Annotated in this window: 22 protein-coding genes; 12 read left to right on the top strand and 10 right to left on the bottom strand. The window is 72.8% G+C overall.

Features of this window, described 5'->3' with window-relative positions; all coding sequences use genetic code 11:
• Positions 1-5: 5 nt before the first annotated feature.
• The 6 genes from BJP60_RS00745 to BJP60_RS15475 all read right to left on the bottom strand — a co-directional run bounded on the left by BJP60_RS00745 (position 6) and on the right by BJP60_RS15475 (position 4,523).
• Entirely contained in the window at positions 6-644 is a 639-nt protein-coding gene (locus tag BJP60_RS00745) for a TetR/AcrR family transcriptional regulator (RefSeq protein WP_238439484.1), read from the bottom strand.
• A complete protein-coding gene (locus BJP60_RS00740; protein WP_203136912.1) occupies positions 641-1,438 on the bottom strand; it encodes a tyrosine-protein phosphatase in 798 nt (265 codons plus the stop codon). Before BJP60_RS00740 ends, BJP60_RS00745 begins: the two co-directional genes overlap by 4 nt.
• A complete protein-coding gene (gene phnE / locus BJP60_RS00735) occupies positions 1,435-2,283 on the bottom strand; it encodes a phosphonate ABC transporter, permease protein PhnE (RefSeq protein WP_203136910.1) in 849 nt (282 codons plus the stop codon). Before phnE ends, BJP60_RS00740 begins: the two co-directional genes overlap by 4 nt.
• Positions 2,264-3,088 (bottom strand): phosphonate ABC transporter ATP-binding protein, encoded by an 825-nt coding sequence (phnC, locus tag BJP60_RS00730; RefSeq protein WP_203136908.1) that lies wholly within the window; start codon positions 3,086-3,088, stop codon positions 2,264-2,266. Before phnC ends, phnE begins: the two co-directional genes overlap by 20 nt.
• Entirely contained in the window at positions 3,088-4,017 is a 930-nt protein-coding gene (locus tag BJP60_RS00725) for a PhnD/SsuA/transferrin family substrate-binding protein (protein ID WP_203136907.1), read from the bottom strand. The genes phnC and BJP60_RS00725 overlap by 1 nt, the downstream gene beginning before the upstream one ends.
• A 62-nt stretch (positions 4,018-4,079) precedes the next feature.
• Positions 4,080-4,523 (bottom strand): hypothetical protein, encoded by a 444-nt coding sequence (locus tag BJP60_RS15475; protein ID WP_336244357.1) that lies wholly within the window; start codon positions 4,521-4,523, stop codon positions 4,080-4,082.
• Between the two features lie 432 nt (positions 4,524-4,955).
• Between BJP60_RS15475 and BJP60_RS15470 the strand changes: the two genes are divergently transcribed.
• Positions 4,956-5,414: a hypothetical protein gene (locus BJP60_RS15470; RefSeq protein WP_336244356.1), complete on the top strand. Its 459-nt coding sequence runs from the start codon at positions 4,956-4,958 to the stop codon at positions 5,412-5,414.
• 311 nt (positions 5,415-5,725) lie between these two features.
• Here the strand turns inward: BJP60_RS15470 and BJP60_RS00715 are convergent, their stop codons facing one another.
• The 3 genes from BJP60_RS00715 to BJP60_RS00705 form a co-directional block, all read right to left on the bottom strand.
• Entirely contained in the window at positions 5,726-6,553 is an 828-nt protein-coding gene (locus BJP60_RS00715) for an amino acid ABC transporter ATP-binding protein (RefSeq protein ID WP_269467742.1), read from the bottom strand.
• Positions 6,540-7,199 carry an amino acid ABC transporter permease gene (locus BJP60_RS00710; RefSeq protein WP_203136906.1) on the bottom strand — a complete coding sequence of 220 codons (660 nt, stop codon included), beginning with the start codon at positions 7,197-7,199 and terminating at the stop codon, positions 6,540-6,542. Before BJP60_RS00710 ends, BJP60_RS00715 begins: the two co-directional genes overlap by 14 nt.
• Positions 7,200-7,337: 138 nt before the next feature.
• On the bottom strand, positions 7,338-8,135 hold the full coding sequence (locus tag BJP60_RS00705) for an amino acid ABC transporter substrate-binding protein (RefSeq protein ID WP_203136905.1): 798 nt from the start codon (positions 8,133-8,135) through the stop codon (positions 7,338-7,340).
• Between the two features lie 193 nt (positions 8,136-8,328).
• On the opposite strand from BJP60_RS00705, the gene BJP60_RS00700 reads away from it, so the two are divergent.
• A complete protein-coding gene (locus tag BJP60_RS00700) occupies positions 8,329-9,282 on the top strand; it encodes an ABC transporter ATP-binding protein (protein ID WP_203136904.1) in 954 nt (317 codons plus the stop codon).
• Complete coding sequence (locus tag BJP60_RS00695; RefSeq protein ID WP_238439483.1) at positions 9,279-10,316, top strand: ABC transporter permease; 1,038 nt, start codon at positions 9,279-9,281, stop codon at positions 10,314-10,316. The genes BJP60_RS00700 and BJP60_RS00695 overlap by 4 nt, the downstream gene beginning before the upstream one ends.
• Before the next feature lie 63 nt (positions 10,317-10,379).
• Here the strand turns inward: BJP60_RS00695 and BJP60_RS00690 are convergent, their stop codons facing one another.
• A complete protein-coding gene (locus BJP60_RS00690) occupies positions 10,380-11,996 on the bottom strand; it encodes a hypothetical protein (protein WP_203136902.1) in 1,617 nt (538 codons plus the stop codon).
• 101 nt (positions 11,997-12,097) lie between these two features.
• Between BJP60_RS00690 and purL the strand changes: the two genes are divergently transcribed.
• The 9 genes from purL (at position 12,098) to BJP60_RS00645 (ending at position 22,396) form a co-directional block, all read left to right on the top strand.
• Entirely contained in the window at positions 12,098-14,422 is a 2,325-nt protein-coding gene (gene purL, locus BJP60_RS00685) for a phosphoribosylformylglycinamidine synthase subunit PurL (protein ID WP_203136901.1), read from the top strand.
• Positions 14,419-14,589: a hypothetical protein gene (locus BJP60_RS00680; protein WP_203139465.1), complete on the top strand. Its 171-nt coding sequence runs from the start codon at positions 14,419-14,421 to the stop codon at positions 14,587-14,589. The genes purL and BJP60_RS00680 overlap by 4 nt, the downstream gene beginning before the upstream one ends.
• A 4-nt stretch (positions 14,590-14,593) precedes the next feature.
• Positions 14,594-14,995 (top strand): hypothetical protein, encoded by a 402-nt coding sequence (locus tag BJP60_RS00675; protein WP_203136900.1) that lies wholly within the window; start codon positions 14,594-14,596, stop codon positions 14,993-14,995.
• A 32-nt stretch (positions 14,996-15,027) separates the two neighbouring features.
• Positions 15,028-15,744 carry a hypothetical protein gene (locus tag BJP60_RS00670; RefSeq protein ID WP_203136899.1) on the top strand — a complete coding sequence of 239 codons (717 nt, stop codon included), beginning with the start codon at positions 15,028-15,030 and terminating at the stop codon, positions 15,742-15,744.
• Between the two features lie 86 nt (positions 15,745-15,830).
• Positions 15,831-19,466 carry an ATP-binding cassette domain-containing protein gene (locus tag BJP60_RS00665; RefSeq protein ID WP_442923387.1) on the top strand — a complete coding sequence of 1,212 codons (3,636 nt, stop codon included), beginning with the start codon at positions 15,831-15,833 and terminating at the stop codon, positions 19,464-19,466.
• Between the two features lie 200 nt (positions 19,467-19,666).
• Positions 19,667-20,020 carry a YciI family protein gene (locus tag BJP60_RS00660; protein WP_238439482.1) on the top strand — a complete coding sequence of 118 codons (354 nt, stop codon included), beginning with the start codon at positions 19,667-19,669 and terminating at the stop codon, positions 20,018-20,020.
• On the top strand, positions 20,017-21,291 hold the full coding sequence (locus BJP60_RS00655) for an RNA polymerase sigma factor (protein WP_203136897.1): 1,275 nt from the start codon (positions 20,017-20,019) through the stop codon (positions 21,289-21,291). The genes BJP60_RS00660 and BJP60_RS00655 overlap by 4 nt, the downstream gene beginning before the upstream one ends.
• Positions 21,288-21,647, top strand: a complete 360-nt coding sequence (locus BJP60_RS00650) for a YciI family protein (protein WP_203136896.1) — start codon at positions 21,288-21,290, stop codon at positions 21,645-21,647. Before BJP60_RS00655 ends, BJP60_RS00650 begins: the two co-directional genes overlap by 4 nt.
• Complete coding sequence (locus BJP60_RS00645; RefSeq protein ID WP_203136895.1) at positions 21,644-22,396, top strand: DUF899 family protein; 753 nt, start codon at positions 21,644-21,646, stop codon at positions 22,394-22,396. Before BJP60_RS00650 ends, BJP60_RS00645 begins: the two co-directional genes overlap by 4 nt.
• The last annotated feature ends 26 nt before the right edge of the window (positions 22,397-22,422 follow it).

Genomic DNA, 22,422 nt, shown 5'->3' with positions numbered 1-22,422 from the left:
CGAGCCTACGCGGCCGAGTCGGGGAGCATGCCGCGCCAGATGACGTCGAACGCCGCGCGGCAGCGGGCGATCGCCTCGGGTTCGTCCATCGGCGCACCCCGCACCACGAGCTGGTAGTAGAACACGCCGCTCAGCAGGTCGGCGCACGCCTCCAGGTCGAGGTCGGCGCGCAGGACGCCGCGCTCGACACCCGCCCGCAGCGCCCCGATCGTCGACACCCGTCGGCGCGCGACGTGCGCGTCCCAGTAGGCGCGCTGCAGACGGCGATCCTCCAGTCCGAGGATCAGCCGCCGGCGCATCCGCTGCTCGGGGTAGCCGGTCGATCCGCGCTCCAGGGTGCCGATGAAGGAGTCGTACAGCGCCTGATGCAGGTCGCCGTCCGTCGGGATCGTGTGCGCCGAGCGCCCCTCATCGAGCGCGGACGCGACGAGGTCGGTCAGCGACGGCCAGCGCCGGTAGATCGCGGCGCGGCCGATGCCGCTGCGCGTCACGAGCTGCGCGGCCGTGACGGGCTGTCCCGCGTCGATGAGCTCGAGAGCCGCGGTGATCAGGCGCTCGTCCACGCCCTCGCGACGCGGACGACCGGGGCCGCGGCGGCCTGCAGCCTCCGCGACCCCGGTCTCGATCGTGACGCCGTCGGTCACACGACCGCCTTCGCGCGCAGCATGTCGATCAGCGCGTCGCTCAGGCCGGCACGCCGCACGGGCGCGAGCGCGTCGCCGTCGTGCCGCGCGCGCAGCTCCTCGAGCGTGCCGCGCATCGCGTCGGCGGAGAAGGCGCGCTCTCCGGCCGCGAGCACGGCCGGGTCGAGGTCGATCCCCATCGCCTGCATCATCGGGCCGACCACGGCGCGGGTCCGGGACATGATGGCGTCGAGGTTGGGGCCCGTGCGCCCGTAGTCCTCGACGATCGTGTCGTCGTCGGCGCCGAGCGCGAGCAGCAGGGACGCGGCGAGCACGCCCGTGCGGTCCTTGCCCGCCGCGCAGTGGAAGGCGACGGTCCCCGGCGCGGTCGCCATCACGGCGAGCGCGTTCACGATCAGCGGCGCCGCGCCCTCGAACATGCCCACGTACATCGGCACATACGTGCGCCGATAGTCGGGGCCGCCGAGGTCGCCCGCCCGTGTGAGGTCGCCCAGCAGCGAGACGTGGTGGTAGGTCACGGCGTGGTCCGCGAGCGGGCCGCGCCCCGTGATCCGCGCCTCGAAGTTCGAGCGCAGGTCGATCACGCTCGTGAGGCCGGCGTCGACCAGCCGGGCCGCGACGTCCTCGGTCACGTACGACAGGTCATCCGCGCGGATCGCGAAGCCCGGTCGCACCGTGCCGCCCGCGACGGGCGTGCCGCCGAGGTCGCGGAGGTTGACGGGAGCGCTGAGCTCGAGGGCGACGGTCTCGAGCGCAGCGGCGTCGAGCGGGGCGGAGTTGTCTGTGAGGGTCACGTGATCTTCCTTCTGATGAGTGCGCTTGCCTGGTCGATGACCGTGACGAGCACGATGATGCAGATGACGATGGCGCTGAGGTGGCCGTAGTCGTACATGCGCATGGCGGTGGTGAGCTCGAGGCCGATGCCGCCCGCACCGACCATGCCGAGGATGGTCGCGCCGCGCACGTTCCCCTCGAACAGCAGCAGCGTGTACGACACCAGCAGCGGCGCCGCCTGGGGCAGCACGCCGTACTGCACGACCTGCCGGCGCGAGGCTCCGACGGCCTGCATGGCGACGATCGGACCGCGATCGACGGCCTCCATCGCCTCGGCGAACACCTTGCCGATCGATCCCACCGACCCCAGGGTCATGGCGAGGATGCCCGCGAACGGGCCGAGACCGACGGCCGACACGAACATCAGCGCGAAGACCAGCTCGGGCAGCGAGCGGATGATGTTCATCAGCCAGCGGCAGGGATAGTACAGCCAGACCGGGGCGATGTTCGACGCGGCGCCGAAGGCGATCACGAGCGACAGGACCGTGCCGAGCACGGTGCCGACGATCGCCATCTGGAGCGTCTCGACGAGGAGCTCGACGATGATCCCGAACTTGTCCCAGGTGGGCGGGAACAGCCGGGCGAGGAACTCGCCCATGTTGATGGTGCCGTCGCCGAGCTTCACGAAGTCGAACTCCGCCCCGGCGAAGGACCAGGCGAGCACGAGCACGACGAGCGGGATCGTGAGCAGCGTGCGGGCGCGCGGCATCACGACCGACCGCTCCAGACGTGCGCGCTCGCGCGGGTCGAGTGCGGGCTGCGCCGGCTTCGGGGCGCGGGTGCGATCAGGCGATGTCGTCGACATCGTCGTCCTCCTCGTCGTGCTCGTAGATCGGCGCCAGGGTGGCGGCGTCCAGTTCGGACGCGCGACCCGACACGACGATGCGGCCGTGACGCAGCCCGACGATCCGGTCGGAGTGGGCGAGCGCGAGCGGCAGCACGTGCAGGCTCACGAGCACCGGGATGCCGTCCTCGCGCGCGATCCGCTGCAGCAGGTCGAGCACGGTGTGCGACAGCTTCGGGTCGAGCGAGGCGACGGGCTCGTCGGCGAGGATCAGCTTCGGCTGCTGCATCAGCGCCCGCGCGATCGCGACGCGCTGCTGCTGACCGCCCGACAGGGAGCGCGCCTCGTCCTTCGCCTTGTGGGCGATGCCGACCCGGTCGAGCAGCTCGAGCGCGCGCGTGCGGTGCGCGCTCGAGAATCCGCCGACGAGGTTGAGGGGGCCGGCGTCGTGCAGCGCGCCCGTGAGCACGTTGGTGAGCACGCTGAGGCGGCCGATGAGGTTGAACTGCTGGAAGACCTGGCCCACGTCGGCGCGGAGGCGGCGCAGCTCTCCGCGCTGCAGGTTCGCCACGTCGTGGCCCGCGACCCGCACGGCGCCCGACCCGAGCGGCGCGAATCCGGTGAGCGTCCTCATCAGCGTCGACTTCCCGGATCCGCTGGATCCGAGCAGCGCCACGACCTCGCCCGGGTGCAGATCGAGGTCGACGCCGTCGAGGACGACCGGCCCGTCACCGTACGCGACACGCAGGTCGCGCACGGTGACGAGCGGCAGCTGCTGTCGCAGCTCGGCCGTCGTGGGGGCGACGGCGGAGTCGGCCGCGCTCATCAGCCGAGGTCCGAGATGTCGACGTCGGCGATCGCGGCGATGTCGACGAACGGCTGGAACAGCTCGGGCTTCGGGTCGACGATCGCCTCGCCGCCCTGCATGGCCTCGAACATCGCGCCGAGCTGCTCGGCGTTCTCCTCGACGAACACCCTCGGCAGGACGTCCTTCAGCAGCTCGGCCTTCTCGGCGTCGATCTGCTGATCCGCGAGCACGGTGACCGAGACGGGCATCGAGTCGCTCAGTCCGATCGAGCGCGTCTCGCCCTCCTCGAACGGGAACATGTCGGGGTTGGTGCCGGCCATCGTGGGGAACAGCGTGGCGGTGCACGACACGTCGGCCTGGCCCTGCTTGAGCGCCTGGAAGCCCATCACGTGGTCGCCCGCGAACAGGCTGGTGTAGTCGACGTCCTTCTCGAGGCCCGCGTCGTGCAGCATCTTGACGGGCATGAAGTAGCCGGAGCTCGACGCCGGGTCGGCGAACGCGACGACGGTCTCGGGCGTGATGTCCTCGAGCTTCTCCAGCGGCGAGTCGTCGAGCACGATGCAGGTCGAGACCGGCTCGTCCTTGCCGCCCCACGCGACGAGCGCGTCGATCTCGCCCGTGTTGACGGCGAGCGCGGACGGGAACCCGCTCATGAAGCCGATGTCGACGTGGTGGTTGCGCAGCGCCTCGAGCACCGCGGTGTAGTCGGGGACATCGACGACCTCGACGGTGCGACCGGTCTCCGCCTCGATGAGGTCGGCGAACGCGACGACGGGGTTGGCGGCCGGGTCGTCACCCAGCGGCGTGGTGGCGAACGTGATCGGCTCGTTCGCGTCGGCGGTCCCGCCGGACGCCGCGGCGTCGGCGGAGGTGCCGGCGCAGCCGGTGAGCGCGAGCACGGCGGACAGGCCGAGAAGGCCGGCAGCGGGGAGAGCACGGCGGTGCATGGGGGTTCCTTTCGGGAGGAAGGGGGTCTTCGAACAGAGAAGCCTCCCGAGGTGACGCGGAATTACGAGAACGCCGTACTTGAAAAGAAACGGAAGGTGAACACTCGACCGTGCGGGCCGCTCGCGCCCGCCTGCGGCTGCGCCGATCCGCACCGCCCGCGCGCTACGTTGGCGTGCGTGAGCACCTCCGCCCCGCAGCAGCGCACGTTCCCCTTCGAGGCGCGGCCGCTGTTCGAGCCCGTGGACCGGCGCGCGGTGCAGCGCTTCCATGAGGAGCTGAAGCGCCGCTCGCCCGGTTTCGGCACGAACGTCACGGCGATCGTGCTGCTCGTGATCGGCGGCGTCGTCGTGGCCGGCGCGATGCTGCCGCTGCTGTTCGCCTTCGGCGCGTTCGCGATCGCGACCGTCGCGCGCGGCGATGCGGCGGCGCTCCTGACCGTCGTGCCGGTCGTCCTGGTCTTCCTCGGAATCGCGGTGGGCGTGTTCTTCCTGACGCGCGCGAACATGAGCGCGACGAAGGAGCGGCGCTACCGGCTCGACAGGTTCGCACGCGCGAACGCGATGTCGTACCTGCCGGCGCTCGCCGAGCCGCGGCTGCCGGGCATGATCTTCGACCGCGGCAGCTCCCGCTCGGCGAGCGACCTCATCCGCGGCGAGCAGCCGCGTTTCGTGGAGTTCGCGAACTACCAGTACACGACCGGATCGGGCAAGGAGCAGACCACGCACCGCTGGGGCTACGTCGCGATCCACATCGGCACGCCCCTGCCTCACATCGTGCTCGACGCCGTCGGCAACAACTCCGTGTTCGGGTCGAACCTGCCGGCGCAGTTCGCGAAGGCGCAGCGGCTGAGCCTGGAGGGCGACTTCGACCGGTACTTCACGCTCTACTGCCCGAGGGCTACGAGCGCGACGCGCTGTACCTGTTCACGCCCGACATCATGGCGCGCTTCATCGACAACGTCGCGCAGCTCGACGTCGAGATCGTCGACGACTGGATGTTCCTCTACACCGGCCGCCCGGTCTCGACGACGGATGCGGGCACGTGGGCGTGGCTGTTCTCCGCCGTGTCCGCGCTCATGGACAAGCTCGCGCAGTGGCAGCGCTGGCGCGACGAGCGCCTGGCGGCCGAGCACGCCTGGGCCACCGCCCAGGCGCACGCCCGGACCGCCGCCGCGCCGAACGGCGCACCCCTGGCCGCGCCCCTGCCGTTCCACACGACGGCCCCCACCGCGCCGCCGCCCCCGGCCGACTGGCTCGGACCGAAGGGCGTGGCCCGGCCGGGTCGGCGACTGCGCGGCGGGATCCCGTGGGTCGCGATCGTGGGCATCGTCGTCGCCGTGGGCCTCGCGCTGGCGCCGATCCTGTTCGGCGTGATCGGCGTCCTGCTGCACAGCTGATCGAGGGCACCGCCCGAGGGCGAAGACACCGCCGCCGGAAGGAAGAGTCAGGGTCCGGATGTGTCCTCCCCCGAGGCATCCGGACCCCGGCGATCATTCGGGATCTGATCGCACAGCCTGACGATGGTGCCCCCCAGCACCGCCCGTCTGGCGACGTCTTCACCTGAAGAGACGCGGTCACCCCGGATCGGTTACGCGAGTTCGGGAAAACTTTCGGGCGCGGGCGGCCGCCGCGCCGAGCCTCGGGATCGCGCGCGGTGGCGCGTGCGGATCGCGCGCGGCCGCGCGGGCGGGTCACGCGCACCGGGACGTCAGGAGAAGGGCCGCAGGATCCGGTCGAGGAAGCGCCGCGTGCGCTCGTTCTTGGGCTCGCGGAAGATCTGATCCGCGGAGCCGCGCTCGACCACGACGCCGCCGTCGAGGAACAGCACCTCGTCGGCGACCTCTCGCGCGAACTGCAGCTCGTGCGTCACGACGACCATGGTCCAGCCCTCGTCCGCGAGCTCCTTCATGACGAGCAGCACCTCACCCACGAGCTCGGGATCGAGCGCGGAGGTCGGCTCGTCGAACAGCAGCAGATCGGGACGCAGCGCGAGCGCGCGCACGATGCCGACGCGCTGCTGCTGGCCGCCGGACAGCTCGTGCGGATATGCGTCGCGCTTCGCCGCGAGACCGACGCGGTCGAGCAGCTCCTCCGCGCGGGCGTTGGCCTCCGCGCGCGGCTCGCGCTGCACCGTCACCGGCCCTTCGATGACGTTCTGGATCACCGTGCGGTGCGGGAAGAGGTTGTGATGCTGGAACACCATCGCCGAGCGGTCGCGGATGGCGAACCGCTCGGACGTGGTCACGCCGCGCGCGAAGTCGACCCGCGGTCCGCCGGCGAACGCGAGCGTGCCGGCATCCGGCGTCTCCAGTCCGTTCAGCGAGCGCAGCACGGTCGTCTTGCCCGAGCCGCTCGGTCCGATCAGCGCCACGACCTCGCCGCGGCGCACCTCGAGGTCGATGCCGCGCAGCACCTCGTGGTCTCCGAAGCTCTTGCGCACGTCGATCGCGCGCAGCAGCGGCGTCTCGATGCTCGGGTCGGTCGGCGGCAGCTCGGCGAGACGGGGGTCGAGCGGTGCGTCCTCAGTGGGCGACATAGCGGTCGAGCCTCCTCTCCACGCGGTCCTGGACCGCGGCGAGCACCGTGCAGAACAGCCAGTAGATGAACGCCGCCAGGATGTAGACGGTCATGAACTCGCTCGAGAAGGCCGCGATCCGCTGCGCCTCCTTGAACATCTCGGTGACGAGGATCGTCGACGCCAGCGACGTGTCCTTGACCAGGGAGATGAACGTGTTCGACAGCGGCGGCACGCTCACGCGCGCGGCCTGCGGCAGGATGATCCGGCGCAGCGTCACGGCGTTCGACATGCCGACCGTGTAGCCAGCCTCCCACTGCCCGCGCGGCACCGAGAGGATCGCGGCGCGGATGATCTCGGCCGCGTAGCCGCCGACGTTCATGGACAGCGCGATGATCGCGGACGGCCAGGGCGGCAGCGTGACGCCGAGCGACGGCAGACCGTAGAAGATCACGAACAGCTGCACGAGCAGCGGCGTGCCGCGGATCGCCGAGACGTAGGCGCGGCCGATCCACGACAGCACCGGGTTGGGCGACAGCCGCAGCAGGGCGATGCCGAGCGCGATCACCAGTCCCAGCGCGAACGACGCCAGCGTCAGCGGGATCGTGCCGGTCAGGCCTCCGAGCAGCAGCGGCCAGAAGGCTTCGCCGATGAGCTGCCAGTCCATCCGGCTCCCCCTCTCCGCGCGCGGCCGGGCCGCGCGTTACCAGTCTGTGCCGGAACGCGGATCAGCGTGTCCCACTTGACGCCGATATCGCGCCCGGATATCGGCGCGCGAAGTGGGGCACGCCTCGCGACAGCTGCGTTACTCGCTGACGTCCTCGCCGAAGAACTCCTCGCCCAGCTCGGCGAGCGTGCCGTCCTCCGACAGCTCCGCGAGGGCGCCGTCGATCGCCTCGGCGAGCTCGGCGTTGTCGTTCGTGACGACGAACGCCATCTCGCCCTGCTCCGGCGTCTCGGCCGCGATCTTCAGGCCGGCGTCGGGGTTCTGCGCGACGTAGTCGAGGTAGGTGAGCTTGTCGTTGACCGTGGCGTCGACTCGGCCCTGCGCGAGCAGCTCGACCGACTGTGCCCAGCCCTCGACCGGCTCGACCCGCGCGCCCGACTCCTCGGCGAGCGCGTACCAGTTGCTGGAGAGCGACTGCGCCGTCGTCTTGCCGTCGAGGTCGTCGAACGACGCGATGTCGGTGACGTCCTCCGGCACCACGATGACGCCGGGCGAGACGGTGTACGGCGTCGAGAACGTGTACTTCGCCTCGCGCTCGTCGTTGATCGTGACCTGGTTCGCGATGGTCTCGAAGCGGCCCGCGTCGAGGCCGGCGAAGATCGCATCCCACTGCGTCTCCTGGAACTCGATCTCGACGCCCAGCTTCTCGCCGACGGCACGCGCGACCTCGACGTCGTAGCCGGTGAGCTCGCCCGATCCGTCCGCGTGGAAGCTGAAGGGAGGGTAAGTGCCCTCGGTCGCGACGACGAGCGTGCCGTCCGACAGCGCGGCGGGGCCGTCGGCGGTCGCGCCCTCCTCGGCGGGCTGGCTGCAGCCGGCCAGGACGAGCAGGGCCGTGGAGGCGACGGTCACAGTGGCGATGCGGGTGATGCGCATGGAGATGGATCCTTCGGAGAAGACGTTCGGGCGAGGGGCCCTGTGCTGTGCGGGGCCGGAGCCCGATGGACCAGCTCAGCACGGTGCCCGCCTTATGTCGAACCGCCGTGACGCCGTGTTTCTTCCGTCTCGCGCGACGCGCCGTCCCGCTGAGTGGGTGCGGAGTCCTCAGCCCGCGGCATAGGCTCTGGCCGTGGCAGACACCCCCGGCATCGTCGCCCGCGGCCTCCGGCGCTCCTTCGGCGACGTGCACGCGGTGTCCGACGCGACGTTCGAGGCGCCGGCCGGCAGGGTCACGGCGCTCGTGGGGCCCAACGGCTCCGGCAAGACCACCCTGCTGCTGATGCTCGCTTCGCTGCTGCGCCCGGACGCGGGATCCGTGCGGATCGCGGGATCCGACCCGGTCGAGGGGACCGCGGACGTGCGGGCGCGCATCGGCTGGATGCCCGACGCGCTCGGCGCGTGGCCGTCCCTCACCGCTCGCGAGACGCTTATCGTCACCGGACGGCTGTACCACCTGCCGCGCGAGCGCGCGGCAGCCAGGGCAGCGGAGCTGCTCGGGCTCGTGGGTCTGGTCGACCTGGCCGACCGCCCGGCGCGCGTGCTCTCTCGTGGCCAGAAGCAGCGTCTGGGCCTGGCACGCGCACTGGTGCACGACCCCGCCGTGCTCCTGCTGGACGAGCCCGCGTCCGGGCTGGATCCCCAGGCGCGCATCGAACTGCGCGTGCTGCTGCGGGGACTTGCGGCGGACGGGCGCACGATCCTGGTCTCGAGCCACGTGCTCTCCGAGCTCGAGGAGATCGCGGACGGCGCGGTGTACATGGTCAAGGGCGCGACGGTGGCGGACGACCAGGTCGCGCGGGCCGGATCGGGCACGCGCGAGTGGCGCATCCGCTTCCTGCCCGGCCGGGATCCGGCGGCGTCGGGGGAGTTCGTCACCGCGCTCGTCGGCGTGGGCGTCGACGTCTCCACCGTGCGCCGCGATCGCAGCGACCTCGTCGTGCCGTTCGCCTCCGACGAGATCGCGGCGGCCTGCCTCGCGTCGCTCGTCGCGGCCGGCCTCCCCGTGGTGGAGTTCGCTCCCGTCACGGGGCGGCTCGAGCAGACGTTCCTGGGGCTGGGCACACCGGAGGAGCGCGCGTCGTGAGCACCTATCTGAGCGGCCTCGGCACGATCGTCGGCCTCGAGCTGCGCCAGCGCGTGCGCAGCGTCGCCTGGTACGTCCTCCTGGGCGTGTTCGCCGTGCTGCTGCTGATCGTGACCGTGCTCGCGTTCCTGGTCTCGGGCAACTGGGACGCGGTGGGCGGCCTCGTGTACTCGATCGTCGTGCTGTTCGTGCTGCTGCTGGCGACGCTCGTGTCGCCGGCCCTGAGCGGCAATGCGATCAACGGCGACCGCGACGCCGCCACGCTCGCGCCCGTCCAGGTCACGCTGGCCACGGCCGGGCAGATCGTGCTCGGCAAGTTCCTCGCGGCCTGGGTCACCGGGCTGGCGTTCCTCGCAGTCGCCGTGCCCTTCATCCTGGTCGCGACGATCGCGGGCGGCAGCGCGCCCGGCGTGATCGTGGTGTCGCTGCTCGTGCTGACAGCCGAGGTGGGCGTGGTCGCCGCGATCGGCGTGGGACTGTCCGGCGTGCTGGCGCGACCGCTGTTCTCGGTCGCGGTGACCTACCTGGCGGTGGCGGCCCTGAGCATCGGCACGCTGATCGCGTTCGGCCTGGGCGGCGCGGCCGTGCGCACCGAGGTCGTCATGGAGAACCGCTACCTCGTGTACGAGGGCGAGCCGCCGTACGAGTGCGGGCAGTGGGAGACGTTCCGGTCGGAGACGCCGCGGTTCGACCTCGTGTGGGGCTTCCTGGCCGCGAACCCGTATGTGATCCTGGCGGATGCGACGCCCACGACGCTGGATCGCAACGGCATGCCCGTCGACCTCTTCGGCCAGATCAAGCTCGGCATCCGTTTCGCGCAGCAGACGCCCGAGCCGCACCCGGTGTACGACGAGTGCGAGGGGCCGCAGGGCCAGGTGGCGCCGACGCCCGAGGGCATCCTCGCGTCGTCGACCCCGAGCTGGTTCGTCGGGCTCGCCATCCACGTGCTGCTCGCGGCGGGTGCGCTGTGGTGGGCGTGGGCGCGCACGCGCACGCCCGCCGGCCGCCTGCCGACCGGCACGCGTATCGCCTGACCGCCCGCGCTCCGCGCGGACGGCGATTCCGCTGAAGTCGATTCCGCTGAAGGGAGGCGCGGGCTACGCGGGCGGGCCGTCGGCCGCGCGCGCCTCGTCGCGACGGCGGATGAGCTCGCGGCGCGTGCGGGAGGTGAGCAGCGACGGATCGCCGAGAGCCGGGAGCGCGGGCCACGCATCGGGGTCCTCGACGCCGAGCGCCGCGAGGTATGCGCCCGCCCGGCCGGCGGGAGTGCCGCCGCGCAGGCCCAGCGCGGCCATGAGCGCGGCGGGCTGCGCGGGACCGGCCGGCTCGAACGCGCCGTTCGCCGTGCCCGCGATCCATGTGATCGCGGCGGCGGCCAGCTCGGGCTTGCCCTTGGCGAACAGGCGGGCGTCGGCCTCCGCGAGCAGATCGGCGATACGGGCGGCCGAGACGGCGAGCTCGGGATCGCCGAACACCTCCGCGCACGCCCGCTCCACGAGACCGCGCACGGTCTCGAGACCGGCGCGGGCACGATCATCCATGCCGCGGTGGTCCGGCACGACGCGCGTGATCGGGATCGCGTCGAGCGCGTCGAGGTGCCGGCGGCCGCCGACCCGCACGGCCAGCGACGCGAGCTCGTCCCCGCGCCCGGCGGGGTCGTCGTCGAACTCCAGCAGGTGCCGCAGGGAGTCCTCGAGCTGGTCGACCGCATCGAGCGACGCGCGCGTGAGGCGCTCCGCCACCCCTGCACGGCGGTGCCCCTCCTCGATCGCGGCGCGCAGCGCGTCCACCACGCCGTCGGGATCGGCCTGCGCCGTCTCCTCGAACGGCAGCAGGTCGAGCAGCAGCGTCTCGACGAACGTGTCGCTCCACTGCCTCGGGTCGCCGGCACCGCTGTGCTCGCGGTTGAGCGCGATGAGCGTGCGCGCGTGCCGCTCGGATCCGGCGAGCCGCTGCGCGATCGCGGCCGCCAGCTCGTCGTCCCCGGCGGGGTCCGCGTCGGCCCGGGGGAAGTCCTCGCCGCCCTCCGGCAGCGCCCGCAGGATCCAGGCCAGCAGCGGGCGGCACGCCGGCCACGTCGCCGTGACGAGCGGAGGATCGAGCGCCAGGTCGTCCGCGATCGCCCGCTCGATGCGCGCTCGGGCGTCGGCCGGCGCGATCTCGGCACGCGGGAACTCGTCCGCGTCGACGCCACGGGCGCCGGCGGCGAGCGCGGCCTCCAGCGTCTCGGGGGCGAGGAAGGCGTCGGCGATCAGGCCGCCCGCGTCCCTGTCGATGAAGACCGTCGCGGTGGCGGGCGTGCCGTCCGCGAGCGTCGCGCCGATGAGGATCGTCGCGTCCGCCCCGAGCACGTGGTCGAACGCCGCGGTCCCCGTGATCCGCGGCGCGCCGCCCTGCGCGATCCAGTCCGGCAGCCGCCACCGGCCGCCGGCCTCGGCCCGGATCCGCGCCGCGAGCGCGGTGTCGGCCGATCCGGAGCCGTCGAGCAGCGTCGCCATGGCGAGCAGCAGCGCGTCGGACTGCCGCACGGCGTCGGCGAGCGTGCGGTCGACCATGTCGCCGAGCGTGGGCATGCCGCTGACGGGGCGGCCCTCCGAGTCGAGCGGCCGCCGCAGCATCTCGAGCACGTTCGACGCGTACGCCAGCAGGTCGAACGCGTCGCCCCGCAGCGCCTCGTCGACGTTGCGGATCAGGTCGAGGTCGCGTCGGGCCATTGCTCGAGCGTATCCGCGGGACCCGACCCGGCCGGGCGATATGCCGCGCGCGGATAGACTTGACTCCCGTCCGGCCCGCCGCCCGTCGAGGAGCCTCCCGCGTGACCATCCCCACCATCGACACCGTCGCCAACGCGGCCGCCACGCCCGAGCGCGAGCAGCCCTACGAGGCGCTGGGTCTGAAGCCCGACGAGTACGAGAGGATCCGCGAGATCCTCGGCCGCCGCCCCACCTCGGGCGAGCTGGCGATGTACTCCGTGATGTGGTCGGAGCACTGCTCCTACAAGTCCAGCAAGATCTACCTGCGCCGGTTCGGGCAGAAGGTCTCGGACGAGATGAAGCAGCGCCTGATGGTCGGCATGGGCCAGAACGCCGGCGTCGTCGACGTGGGTGAGGGCTGGGCCGTCACGTTCAAGGTCGAGTCGCACAACCACCCGTCGTACATCGAGCCGTTCCAGGGCGCCGCGACCGGCGTCGGCGGCATCGTGCGCGACATCATCTCGATGGGCGCCCGCCCCGTCGCGGTCATGGACCAGCTGCGCTTCGGCGCGATCGACCACCCCGACACCGCGCGCGTCGTGCACGGCGTCGTGTCGGGCATCTCGTCGTACGGCAACTGCCTCGGCCTGCCCAACATCGGCGGCGAGACCGTGTTCGACGGCGTCTACCAGGCGAACCCGCTCGTCAACGCGCTCGCCGTCGGCGTCATGCGGCACGAGGACATCCGCCTCGCCAACGCCACCGGCGCGGGCAACAAGGTCGTGCTGTTCGGCGCCCGCACGGGCGGCGACGGCATCGGCGGCGCGTCGATCCTCGCCTCCGACACGTTCGCCGACGGCGGCCCCACCAAGCGCCCCGCGGTGCAGGTGGGCGACCCGTTCGCCGAGAAGGTGCTCATCGAGTGCTGCCTCGAGCTGTACAAGGACGACCTGGTGGAGGCGATCCAGGACCTCGGTGCCGCGGGCATCTCGTGCGCCACGAGCGAGCTCGCCGCCAACGGCGGATCCGGCATGAACGTCGAGCTCACCAACGTGCTGCTGCGCGACCCCTCGCTCACGGCCGAGGAGATCCTGATGAGCGAGTCGCAGGAGCGCATGATGGCGATCGTCGCGCCCGAGAAGCTCGACGCGTTCCTCGAGGTCGTGAAGAAGTGGGATGTCGAGACCAGCGTGCTCGGCGAGGTCACGGGAGACGGCCGCCTCGTCATCACGTGGGACGGCGAGACGATCGTCGACGTCGACCCCACGACCGTCGCGGTCGACGGCCCGGTCTACGAGCGCCCCGTCGCGTACCCCGCCTGGCTCGACGCCCTCCAGGCCGACTCGGCCGCGTCGCTCACCCGCCCCGCAGAGGGCGAGGAGATCCTCGACCAGCTGAAGAAGCTGACCGCGTCGCCGAACCTGGCCGACGCCGGCTGGATCACGAACCAGTACGACTACTACGTGCTCGGCAACACCGCCCTGGCCTTCCCCGACGACGCGGGCATGATCCGCGTCGACGAGGAGTCGGGCCTGGGCGTCTCGATCGCGACGGACGCGAACGGCCGCTACTGCCAGCTCGACCCGTACGCGGGCGCGCAGCTGGCCCTCGCGGAGGCGTACCGCAACGTCGCCGTCACGGGCGCCATGCCCACCGCCGTCACCGACTGCCTGAACTTCGGCTCTCCCGAGAACCCCGAGGTGATGTGGCAGTTCTCGCAGGCCGTGGACGGCCTGTCGGACGCGTGCCTCGAGCTCGGCGTGCCCGTCACGGGCGGCAACGTGTCGTTCTACAACCAGACCGGCGACGTCCCGATCCACCCGACGCCCGTCGTCGGCGTGCTGGGCATCATCGACGACGTCGCGCGCCGCATCCCGAGCGGATGGCAGGACGCCGGCGAGAACATCTACCTGCTCGGCACCACCGGCCTCGAGCTGGACGGATCGGCGTGGGCCGGCACGATCCACGGCCACCTCGGCGGGCGCCCGCCGAAGGTCGACCTCGCGGGCGAGCGGAGGCTGGCTGGCCTCATCCAGGCCGCCAAGGACGAGATGCTCGTCTCGAGCGCGCACGACCTGTCGGAGGGCGGCCTCGCCCAGGCGCTCGTCGACGCGGTGCTGCGCTTCGGCGTGGGCGCGCGCGTGTGGCTGCGCGAGCTCATGGAGCGCGACGGCGTCGACGCCGCCACGGCGCTGTTCTCGGAGTCCACCGGGCGCGTGATCGTCACGGTCCCCCGCGAGGAGGACGTGAAGTTCCGCGGGCTGTGCGAGGGCCGGGGCTACCCCGTGCTGCGCATCGGCGTGACGGACGCCGGTTCGGACGCGGAGGGCCCGGCGCTCGAGGTGACCGACCTGTTCACCGTGCCGGTCGCCGAGCTGCGCGCGCTGTCGACGGGCACGCTTCCCGCCGCCTTCGGCCCGACCGTCGTGGAGCCGGTGGCGTCATGACCGATCCGACGCGGATCAACCACTCCGAGCTCGAGGCCGACGGCGAGGCGGCGGACCTCTGGTCGGAGCGCCGCAACCGCCGCATCCGCATCGTCGCATGGGTGGTGATCGGCGCCCTGCTCGTCACGGGCGGCGGCGCGACCGTGTTCGCCCTGCTGCTGGGCTGATCCGGTGTTCGGACGTCGCGCGGAGCACCCGCTGCCCGCGGGCCCGTGGTCGGGCGGCGGCACGACCGCCGAGGTCGTGACCGTCGAGGCGCCCGGCGTGCTCGGGCGCCGGACGGTGCCCTGCGCCCGCTTCGCCGACGGAGCGACGTTCCGCCTCGACGATCTGCGCGATGCGGCCGCGGGACGCGCGACGATCCTGGAGACCGTCGCGGGCGATCCGCTCGCCTTCCTGTTCCGCGCCGACGCCCCCTCCGCCGACTCGACGATCGCCCCGCTCGCGGAGGGACAGGATCCCGGATCGTGGCTTCTCGCCTACGCGACCGGATACGACGGCGCCGTCTCGCTCGGCGCGGTGCTCGCGGCGGACGACGTCGCGCGTCTCGGAGCCTGGGCGTCGGGACGCTGACGCCCATCGCGCCCTGCACCTAGAGTCTGAGCGTGGAAGAGATCCTGCAGTTCCTCGGGAACTACTGGTGGCTCGCCTTCCCGCTCATGGGCGTCGCGAGCGGGGTGGGCGGCTGGTGGTCGAAGTACACAAAGGACCGCCACAAGCGCCGGCTGGAGCTCATCCGCGCCAAGGCGGAGGCGAAGGCGCTCACGGCACAGGCGCTGCCCGCGGGCGTCGCGGAGTCGGATGCGCGCACGCGCGCCGACCGCCTGACTCGGCTGATGGAGGCGCACGACGACGTCACGCGGCGCTGGCTCGACTACGAGCTCGACGTTCCGAAGCTCATCGCCTTCCCGACCATGAGCGACGGCCGCGAGCCGCTCACGGCGGCGTTCCTGCGTGCGAAGAAGGTCGCGGACGAGCTGCGGCCGGCCTCGCCGCAGGCGCGGCTCGACGCCGACGCGCTCGCGGAGTACCGCGACGCCGTGCACGACTACGAGGTCGCGTTCGACGTGGCCGAGCAGGATGCCCGCCGCGTGCGCGACAGCGGATTCACGGAGGCGGAGCGCAAGCGGCTGCACCGCGCGCAGCAGCTGCTGCAGGTCGCGGTCGACACCTCGGCGACGGCCGCCGAGCGCCAGGTCGCGTACAAGCGCGTGCGCGACGAGCTCGACGGGCTGATCGCGATCTCTGACGAGGCGATCGAGGTGCTCGAGAAGAAGGTCGCGCCGCCCATCGAGCAGCGCCGCCCGCCCGAGCCCGCCTGACGCGGTCCGCAGTCGGCCGTTCGCGCGGCCCGGCGCCGGCGACGCCCGGACGCGCCATTTGTCGCCGGTCCGCAGTAGCGTCATCGATGATGTCCCAGGCAGCGCCCCGCCTCTCCCCCGCGCCCTCCCCCGTCGATGATCGGGAGGGTGCGCGTCCCGGCGCGCCCGAGACGCCGCGGTGGCGGCGGCTCGACTGGCGGCGCCTGGCCGGCGTCGCGTCGTTCTTCGCGCTCACCCTGCTGCTGGCCGGCGCGATCGGACAGGCCGCCGGCGCGGTCGTCGCCGGATGGCTCGCCGCCGCCGCGACGACAAGCGCGCTGATCCTCTTCGCGCTGTGCGTCGTGGGCGGCGCGGTCCTCGACAGCGTGGGCCAGGTGCTGTGGGCGGGCGTTGTCGACCGCGCGGAGGGACGCCTGCGCGCCGACCTGCTCACCGCCGCGATGAGCCAGCCGCTGTCCGTGCTGTCCGAGCAGGCCGTGGGCGAGGTGATGGATCGCGTCGACGACGACACGCGCGCGGTCGGCTCGCTCGTGCGGCGACAGCTCTGGAGCGCGGGACGCACCGTCGCGGGCGTCGTGCCGCTGTGGATCGTGGCGAGCATCGCGTGGTGGCCCGCGTGGATCGTGTTCCCGGTGCTCGGTGTGCTCGTCGCGCTGGCGGCGCGTCCGCTGCTGCGCGAGATCGCGCGGCGCAAGGTCGTCGAGGAGGAGGCGTGGACGGATCACGCCGCCGCGTTCGAGGAGGCGGTCGCGGCGCGCAACGACCTGCGCACGAGCCTCGGCCAGGCGTTCGCTGTGCGGCGCCTCGCGCAGATCTCCGCGGTCGTGCACGCCCGGCTGCGTGAGCTCACGGGCCTCGAGATGCGCCTGATCTATCGGGCGGAGCTGCTGCTGCACGCCCTGCTGGGCGGCGTCGCCGTCGTCGGCGCGGTGCTCGCGTCCGGCGGCAACCTGCCCGTCGCCCAGCTCGTCACGCTGTTCCTGTCCACGGCGCTGCTCGTCGGATCGGTGTCGAACCTCGTGCACCACCTTCCCGACATCCAGGAGGGCGTCGGCGCGCTCGTCCGCATCCGCCAGATGCTCGAGGTCGAGCCCGAGCCCGTCGGCGGCCTCGCCCTGCCCGCCGGGCGCGTGGGCCTGGAGGTGCGCGAGCTGAGCTTCGCCTACGCGGAGGGCGACTTCGCGCTGCAGGACGTCTCGCTCGTCGTGCCGGCGGGACAGACGATCGCGCTCGTCGGCCGCACCGGATCCGGCAAGTCGACGCTCGCCGCGCTGATCTCCCGCGCGCAGGAGCCCGCACCCGGGACGGTGTTCGTCGGCGGCGCCGACGTGCGCGACCTCGACCTGCAGAAGCTGCGCGCCGCGGTGGGCGTCGTGACCCAGCGCACCGAGATCCTCGCCGGCACGCTCGCCGAGAACATCGCCCTGTTCGCCCCCGTGCCGCGCGCCGACATCGAGTCCGCCGTCGCCGAGCTCGGTCTCACCGACTGGGTCGCAGGGCTGCCCGACGGGCTCGACACCGCCCTCGGTCCGGGCGGCACGGCCCTGTCCGCGGGCGAGGAGCAGCTCGTGGCGTTCGCGCGCCTGCTGGTGCGCCACGTCCAGATCGTCGTGCTCGACGAGGCGACGGCGCGCATGGATCCGCTCACGGAGGCGCGCGTGGTCGCAGCCTCCGAGCGGCTGCTGAGCGGCCGGACGGGCGTGCTGGTCGCCCACCGGCTGACGACGATCGAGCGCGCCGACATGGTCGCGGTGCTCGATCACGGCTGCGTCGTGCAGCAGGGTCCGCGCGTGGCTCTCGCGGCGATCGAGGGGCCCTTCCGCCGTCTGCGCGAGGCCGCCGCTTCGGACGGCGTGATCGACGACCACGCAGATCAGCCGCCCACGGATGAGCCGGCCGCCGAGGCCCTCGGTGCGGGCGCCCCGAACGCGGCGGGCGTCACGCCGGCGGACGCGATCGCCGCCGAGGCGAGCGGAGAGAGCGCGGGCGTCGGGACGCGGCGCCGCACCGGCACGCCGCCCGACCTCCCGGTTCCCGGCGACGGCCCGTCGCTCGCGCGCGGCATCCTGCACGTGCTGCTCGTGCGGCCGCGCTGGGGCGTGTTCGGCGCCGTGCTGTTCCTGGTGGCCTCGCTCGCGGCGGCCCAGGGTGCGCTGACGGGCTTCCTCTGGGGACAGACGGTGGAGGCGCTGCAGGAGGGGAACCTGCCGTGGGCGATGCTCGCGGGCCTCGTGGGCCTCGTGCTCCTCAGCCCGATCGCGCTGGGTCGCGCGATCTACCTCTACCCGCGCTGGTGGATCGAGAACCTGCTGCGGGTGCGGATGCGCGTGATGTACGGGCAGACGCGCCAGCACCGGCTGCCGACGACGCCGCCGGGCGAGATCGTCGCGCGCGCGATGGACGCCGACCGGTACGTCATGTACGCCGACCGCTGGGTCGACTTCGTCAACGGCCTGCTGATCGCGGGCGTCACGGCGCTCGTGGCCCGCTCCTGGCTGGCGGGCGGCGTGCTGCTGGCGGTCATGGTGGTCTCCGCGCTCGCGGCCGCGCTCGGACGCCCGATCGCGGGACGTTCCGCGACCCGCTCCTCGGCCGCGCGCGCCCGGTTCGGCCGCTCGCTCGTCTCCGCGCTCGACGCGGCGCGCACGGTCAAGCTCGCGGCCCGCACGCCCGATGTGCACCGGCACCTGCAGGAGGTCGACAGCGGACGCGTGCGCGCCGCGATCTTCGAGCACCGCGTGCAGGCCGTGCTCGACGGGGTGCCGATCGTCGCGCTGCACCTCGGCGCGGTGGCGGCGTGGGCGGCCCTCCTCACGGGCATGTGGGACCTGGCGACGACCCTGCTCGTCGCGAACGCCGTGACGGGCTTCGGCTGGTTCGGCGTCGTCGCGGGCGCGGTGGTCACGGAGGCTCCCGGCACACGCACGTGGCAGCAGGCGACCGCGCGCTTCGCGGGCGGCGTCGACCTCGTCGACCCGGTCCCCGGGGTCGATCTCGTCGCGGGCACGGCGCCCGAGCCCCCGGCGGTCGCCCGCGAGCCCCTGCAGACCCTGGAGCTGGCGGGCGTCACGGCCGTGCACGACGACGGCACGCTCGGCGTTGCGGGCGTCGACCTCGCTGTGCGGCGCGGCGAGCTCGTGCTGTTGCTCGGCCAGGTCGGATCCGGCAAGTCGAGTCTGCTGGCGGCGCTCGCCGGCCTCATGGAGCACACCGGCGCCATCCGCTGGAACGGCACCGACGTCGCCGACGCGCAGGTGTTCCTGCGCCCCGGGCAGGTCGCCTACGTCGCCCAGGTGCCGCGCGTGATGAGCGGCACGTTCGCCGACAACGTCCGCCTCGACCACGAGCGCGACGTCGACGGGCCGATCGACGGCGCCCGGCTCGGACAGGACGTCACCGAGGCGGGCGGGGCGCACGCGCTCGTCGGCCACCGCGGCGTGCGGCTGTCGGGCGGTCAGGTGCAGCGTCTCGCACTGGCCCGCGCGCTGGCGGCGGACGCCGAGCTGCTGCTCGCCGACGACGTGTCGTCGGCGCTGGACGCGCGCACCGAGATCGAGCTCTGGCAGGCGCTGCGCGACCGCGGCACGACCGTCATCGGCGCCACCTCGAAGCGGGCGGCGCTCGCGCGGGCGGATCGCGTCGTCGTGCTGTCCGACGGCGAGGTCGCGGCCGTCGGACCGTGGCGCGAGCTCGCCGGGCGCTGGGGCCACCTCGCCGGCTGATCCCGCCCGCCGAACGTCGCCCGCCGCTGCAGCGGCCGGGATGGACGCCTCTCGCTGACGCCACGAATGCGGGCCCCGGGTTTCGACATCCGGATCCGCTGCGGGCCGAACCCGATGCCGCTGTCGAAACCATGCGGGCTCGTTCGTTGCTTTACTGAGGGCGGCCGATCCCGTGCCGCGACGATGCGAGGGAGCAAGACATGGCGCACTACCTGCTGTCGGTCATCGGACCGGCGGACTACACCGGATTCGGCACGTACTCCTCCGAGGACGAGATGCGCGAGGCGATGGCCGAGACCGCGGCGTTCAACGACCGCATCCGCGCGCAGGGCAGCCTCGTCTACGTCGGCGGGCTCGAAGCTCCGCAGACCGCGACCGTGGTCGACGCCCGGGGCGCCGAGCCCCTCTTCACGGACGGCCCGTACATCGAGTCGAAGGAGGGGATGAACGGCCTCTGGCTCATCGACGTCCCCGACCTCGACGCCGCGCTGAAGCTCGCCGCCGAGGCGTCGCGCGTCTGCCGCGGCGCGATCGAGGTGCGGCCGTTCGCATGACGCCGGCTGCCGAGGTGATCGCGCGCGTGCACCGCGAGGAGTGGGCGCGCGTCGTGGCGGGCCTGGCACGGCGCCACGGCGACCTCGACCTCGCCGAGGAGACCGCCGCCGAGGCGTTCGCCGCCGCCGTCGAGCGCTGGCCCGTCGACGGCGTGCCCCCCAACCCCGGCGCCTGGATCACCACGACGGCGCACCGCAAGGCGATCGACCGGCTGCGCCGCGAGGCCCGCCGCGACGACAAGCAGCAGGAGGCGCTCATGCTGCACGACGATTCCCCCGCCGAACCGGTCGGCGCCGTAGACGACGACAGGCTGCGCCTCGTGTTCACGTGCTGTCACCCGGCCCTGTCGATGGAGGCGCGCGTCGCGCTCACGCTGCGGGTCGTCGGCGGCCTCACGGTCGCCGAGATCGCCCACGCGTTCCTCGTGCAGGAGACCACGATGGGCCAGCGGATCAGCCGGGCCAAGGCGAAGATCAGGGCCGCGCGGATCCCGTACCGCGTGCCCGACGCCGAGGATCTGCCGGCGCGGGTCGACGGCGTGCTCGCGGTGCTCTATCTGATCTTCAACGAGGGGTATCTCGCGTCCGGCGAGCAGTCCGAGCCGATCCGACGGGACCTGACGGGCGAGGCGATCCGGCTCACGCGCCTCGTGCGCGACCTGCTGCCGGCCGGGTCCCGCGAGCGCGGCGAGGCGACCGGTCTGCTGGCCCTGATGCTGCTCACGGAGGCGCGCGCCGCGGCACGCGTCTCGGCCGACGGCGAACTCGTGCGCCTCGACGAGCAGGATCGCGGAGCCTGGGACCGCGCGCTGATCGCCGAGGGCACGGCCCTCGTCCGGGAGCGGCTGGACGCCGTCGCGCGCGGGGAGGGTCGCCCCGGACGGTACGAGATCCTCGCCGCCATCAACGCCGTGCACGTGTCGGCGCCGCACGCGCGCGACACGGACTGGTCGCAGATCGTCGCGCTGTACGGGCAGCTCGAGCGGATCGATCCGAACCCGATCGTCACGCTGAACAAGGCCATCGCGGTCGCCGAGTTCGACTCACCGGACGTCGCACTCGCGATCGTCGACCGGCTCTCCGACCGCCTCGGCGACTACCACGCGTTGCACACCACGCGCGCCGAGCTGCTTCGGCGGCTCGGCCGCTCTTCCGACGCCCGCACGGCCTACGACCACGCGATCGCGCTCGCGCGGAACACCGCCGAGCGTGCCCACCTCATCCGCCGCCGCGGTCAGCTCGCGGCACCCATCGAAGGAGAGACATCATGACCCAGCAGTACCTCGTGCTCCACATGACCGACGCGTCCGGTTCCCCGCTGCCGCGGGATGACGATCAGCGCATGCTCGAGCGGTGGGCCGATGAGGGCACGGCGGCCGGCGCGCTCGGCGCGGGCGCACCCGTCGCGGGCCCGGAGCAGGCGAAGTCCGTCGCGGTGCGCGACGGCCGCACGCTCGTGACCGACGGCCCCTTCCCCGAGTTCAAGGAGTGGTTCGCGGGCTACGACCTGATCGAGGCGGCGTCGATCGACGAGGCCGCCTCGCTCATGGCGAAGCACCCCACCGCGATCGCCGGACGGCTGTACATCCTGCCCGTCGTGAAGCTGCCGTGGGAGCAGGAGTCATGAGCACCGGGACCCCGCCGATCGTCGACCGCGAGACGTGGCAGGCCGCGCGCGACGAGCTGCTGCTGCGCGAGAAGGCGCACACCCGCGAGGGCGACGCGATCGCGGCGGCCCGCCGCAGGCTGCCGATGGTGGAGGTGGACGGCACCACCCGGGTCACGGGACCGGATGGGCCCGTGCCGTTCATCTCGCTGTTCGGGGACGAAGAGGAGCTCCTCGTCTACCGGCACATGTGGCACGACGGCGCGCCCTTCCAGGGGCAATGCGAGGGCTGCACCGTGTCGGCCTGGCAGATGCGCGATGCCTCCTATCTGCGGGCGCGCGGCGTCTCTTTCGCCGTGCTGTGCGAGGGCGCCTGGGACGAGATCGCTCCCTTCGTCGCGTTCATGGGTTACACCGAGCCGTGGTACTCGGTGCGGGGGCTCGACGAGCCGCTCGGTGGAGAGATGGGGCACGTCACGGTGTTTCTACGCCGCGGCGACCGGGTCTTCCTGACGTACGACACGACAGGACGCGGTGTCGAGGTGATGGACACGCCCCTAGGGCTGCTCGATCTCACCCCCTACGGCCGAGGCGAGGCATGGCAGGACAGCCCCGAGGGCTGGCCCGAAGGAAGCGAGGCGTGCTGGTACTGGCGCGCGGACCACGCGGGCAGAGGCGGCCATGGAGAGACGAGCCGCCCCACACCCCAGTGGACGAGGCCCGATGCGACGCCGGTGGATCACCAGGGCCGCCACGTGCATCACCACTGACTCGCGCGGTCGGTCGGATTCCGCCC

The sequence above is a fragment of the Microbacterium sp. JZ31 genome (assembly GCF_016805985.1).
Classification (GTDB): Bacteria; Actinomycetota; Actinomycetes; order Actinomycetales; family Microbacteriaceae; genus Microbacterium.
Note: the sequence above shows the minus strand (reverse complement) of the source record. Positions and strands in the feature narration are given on the sequence as shown.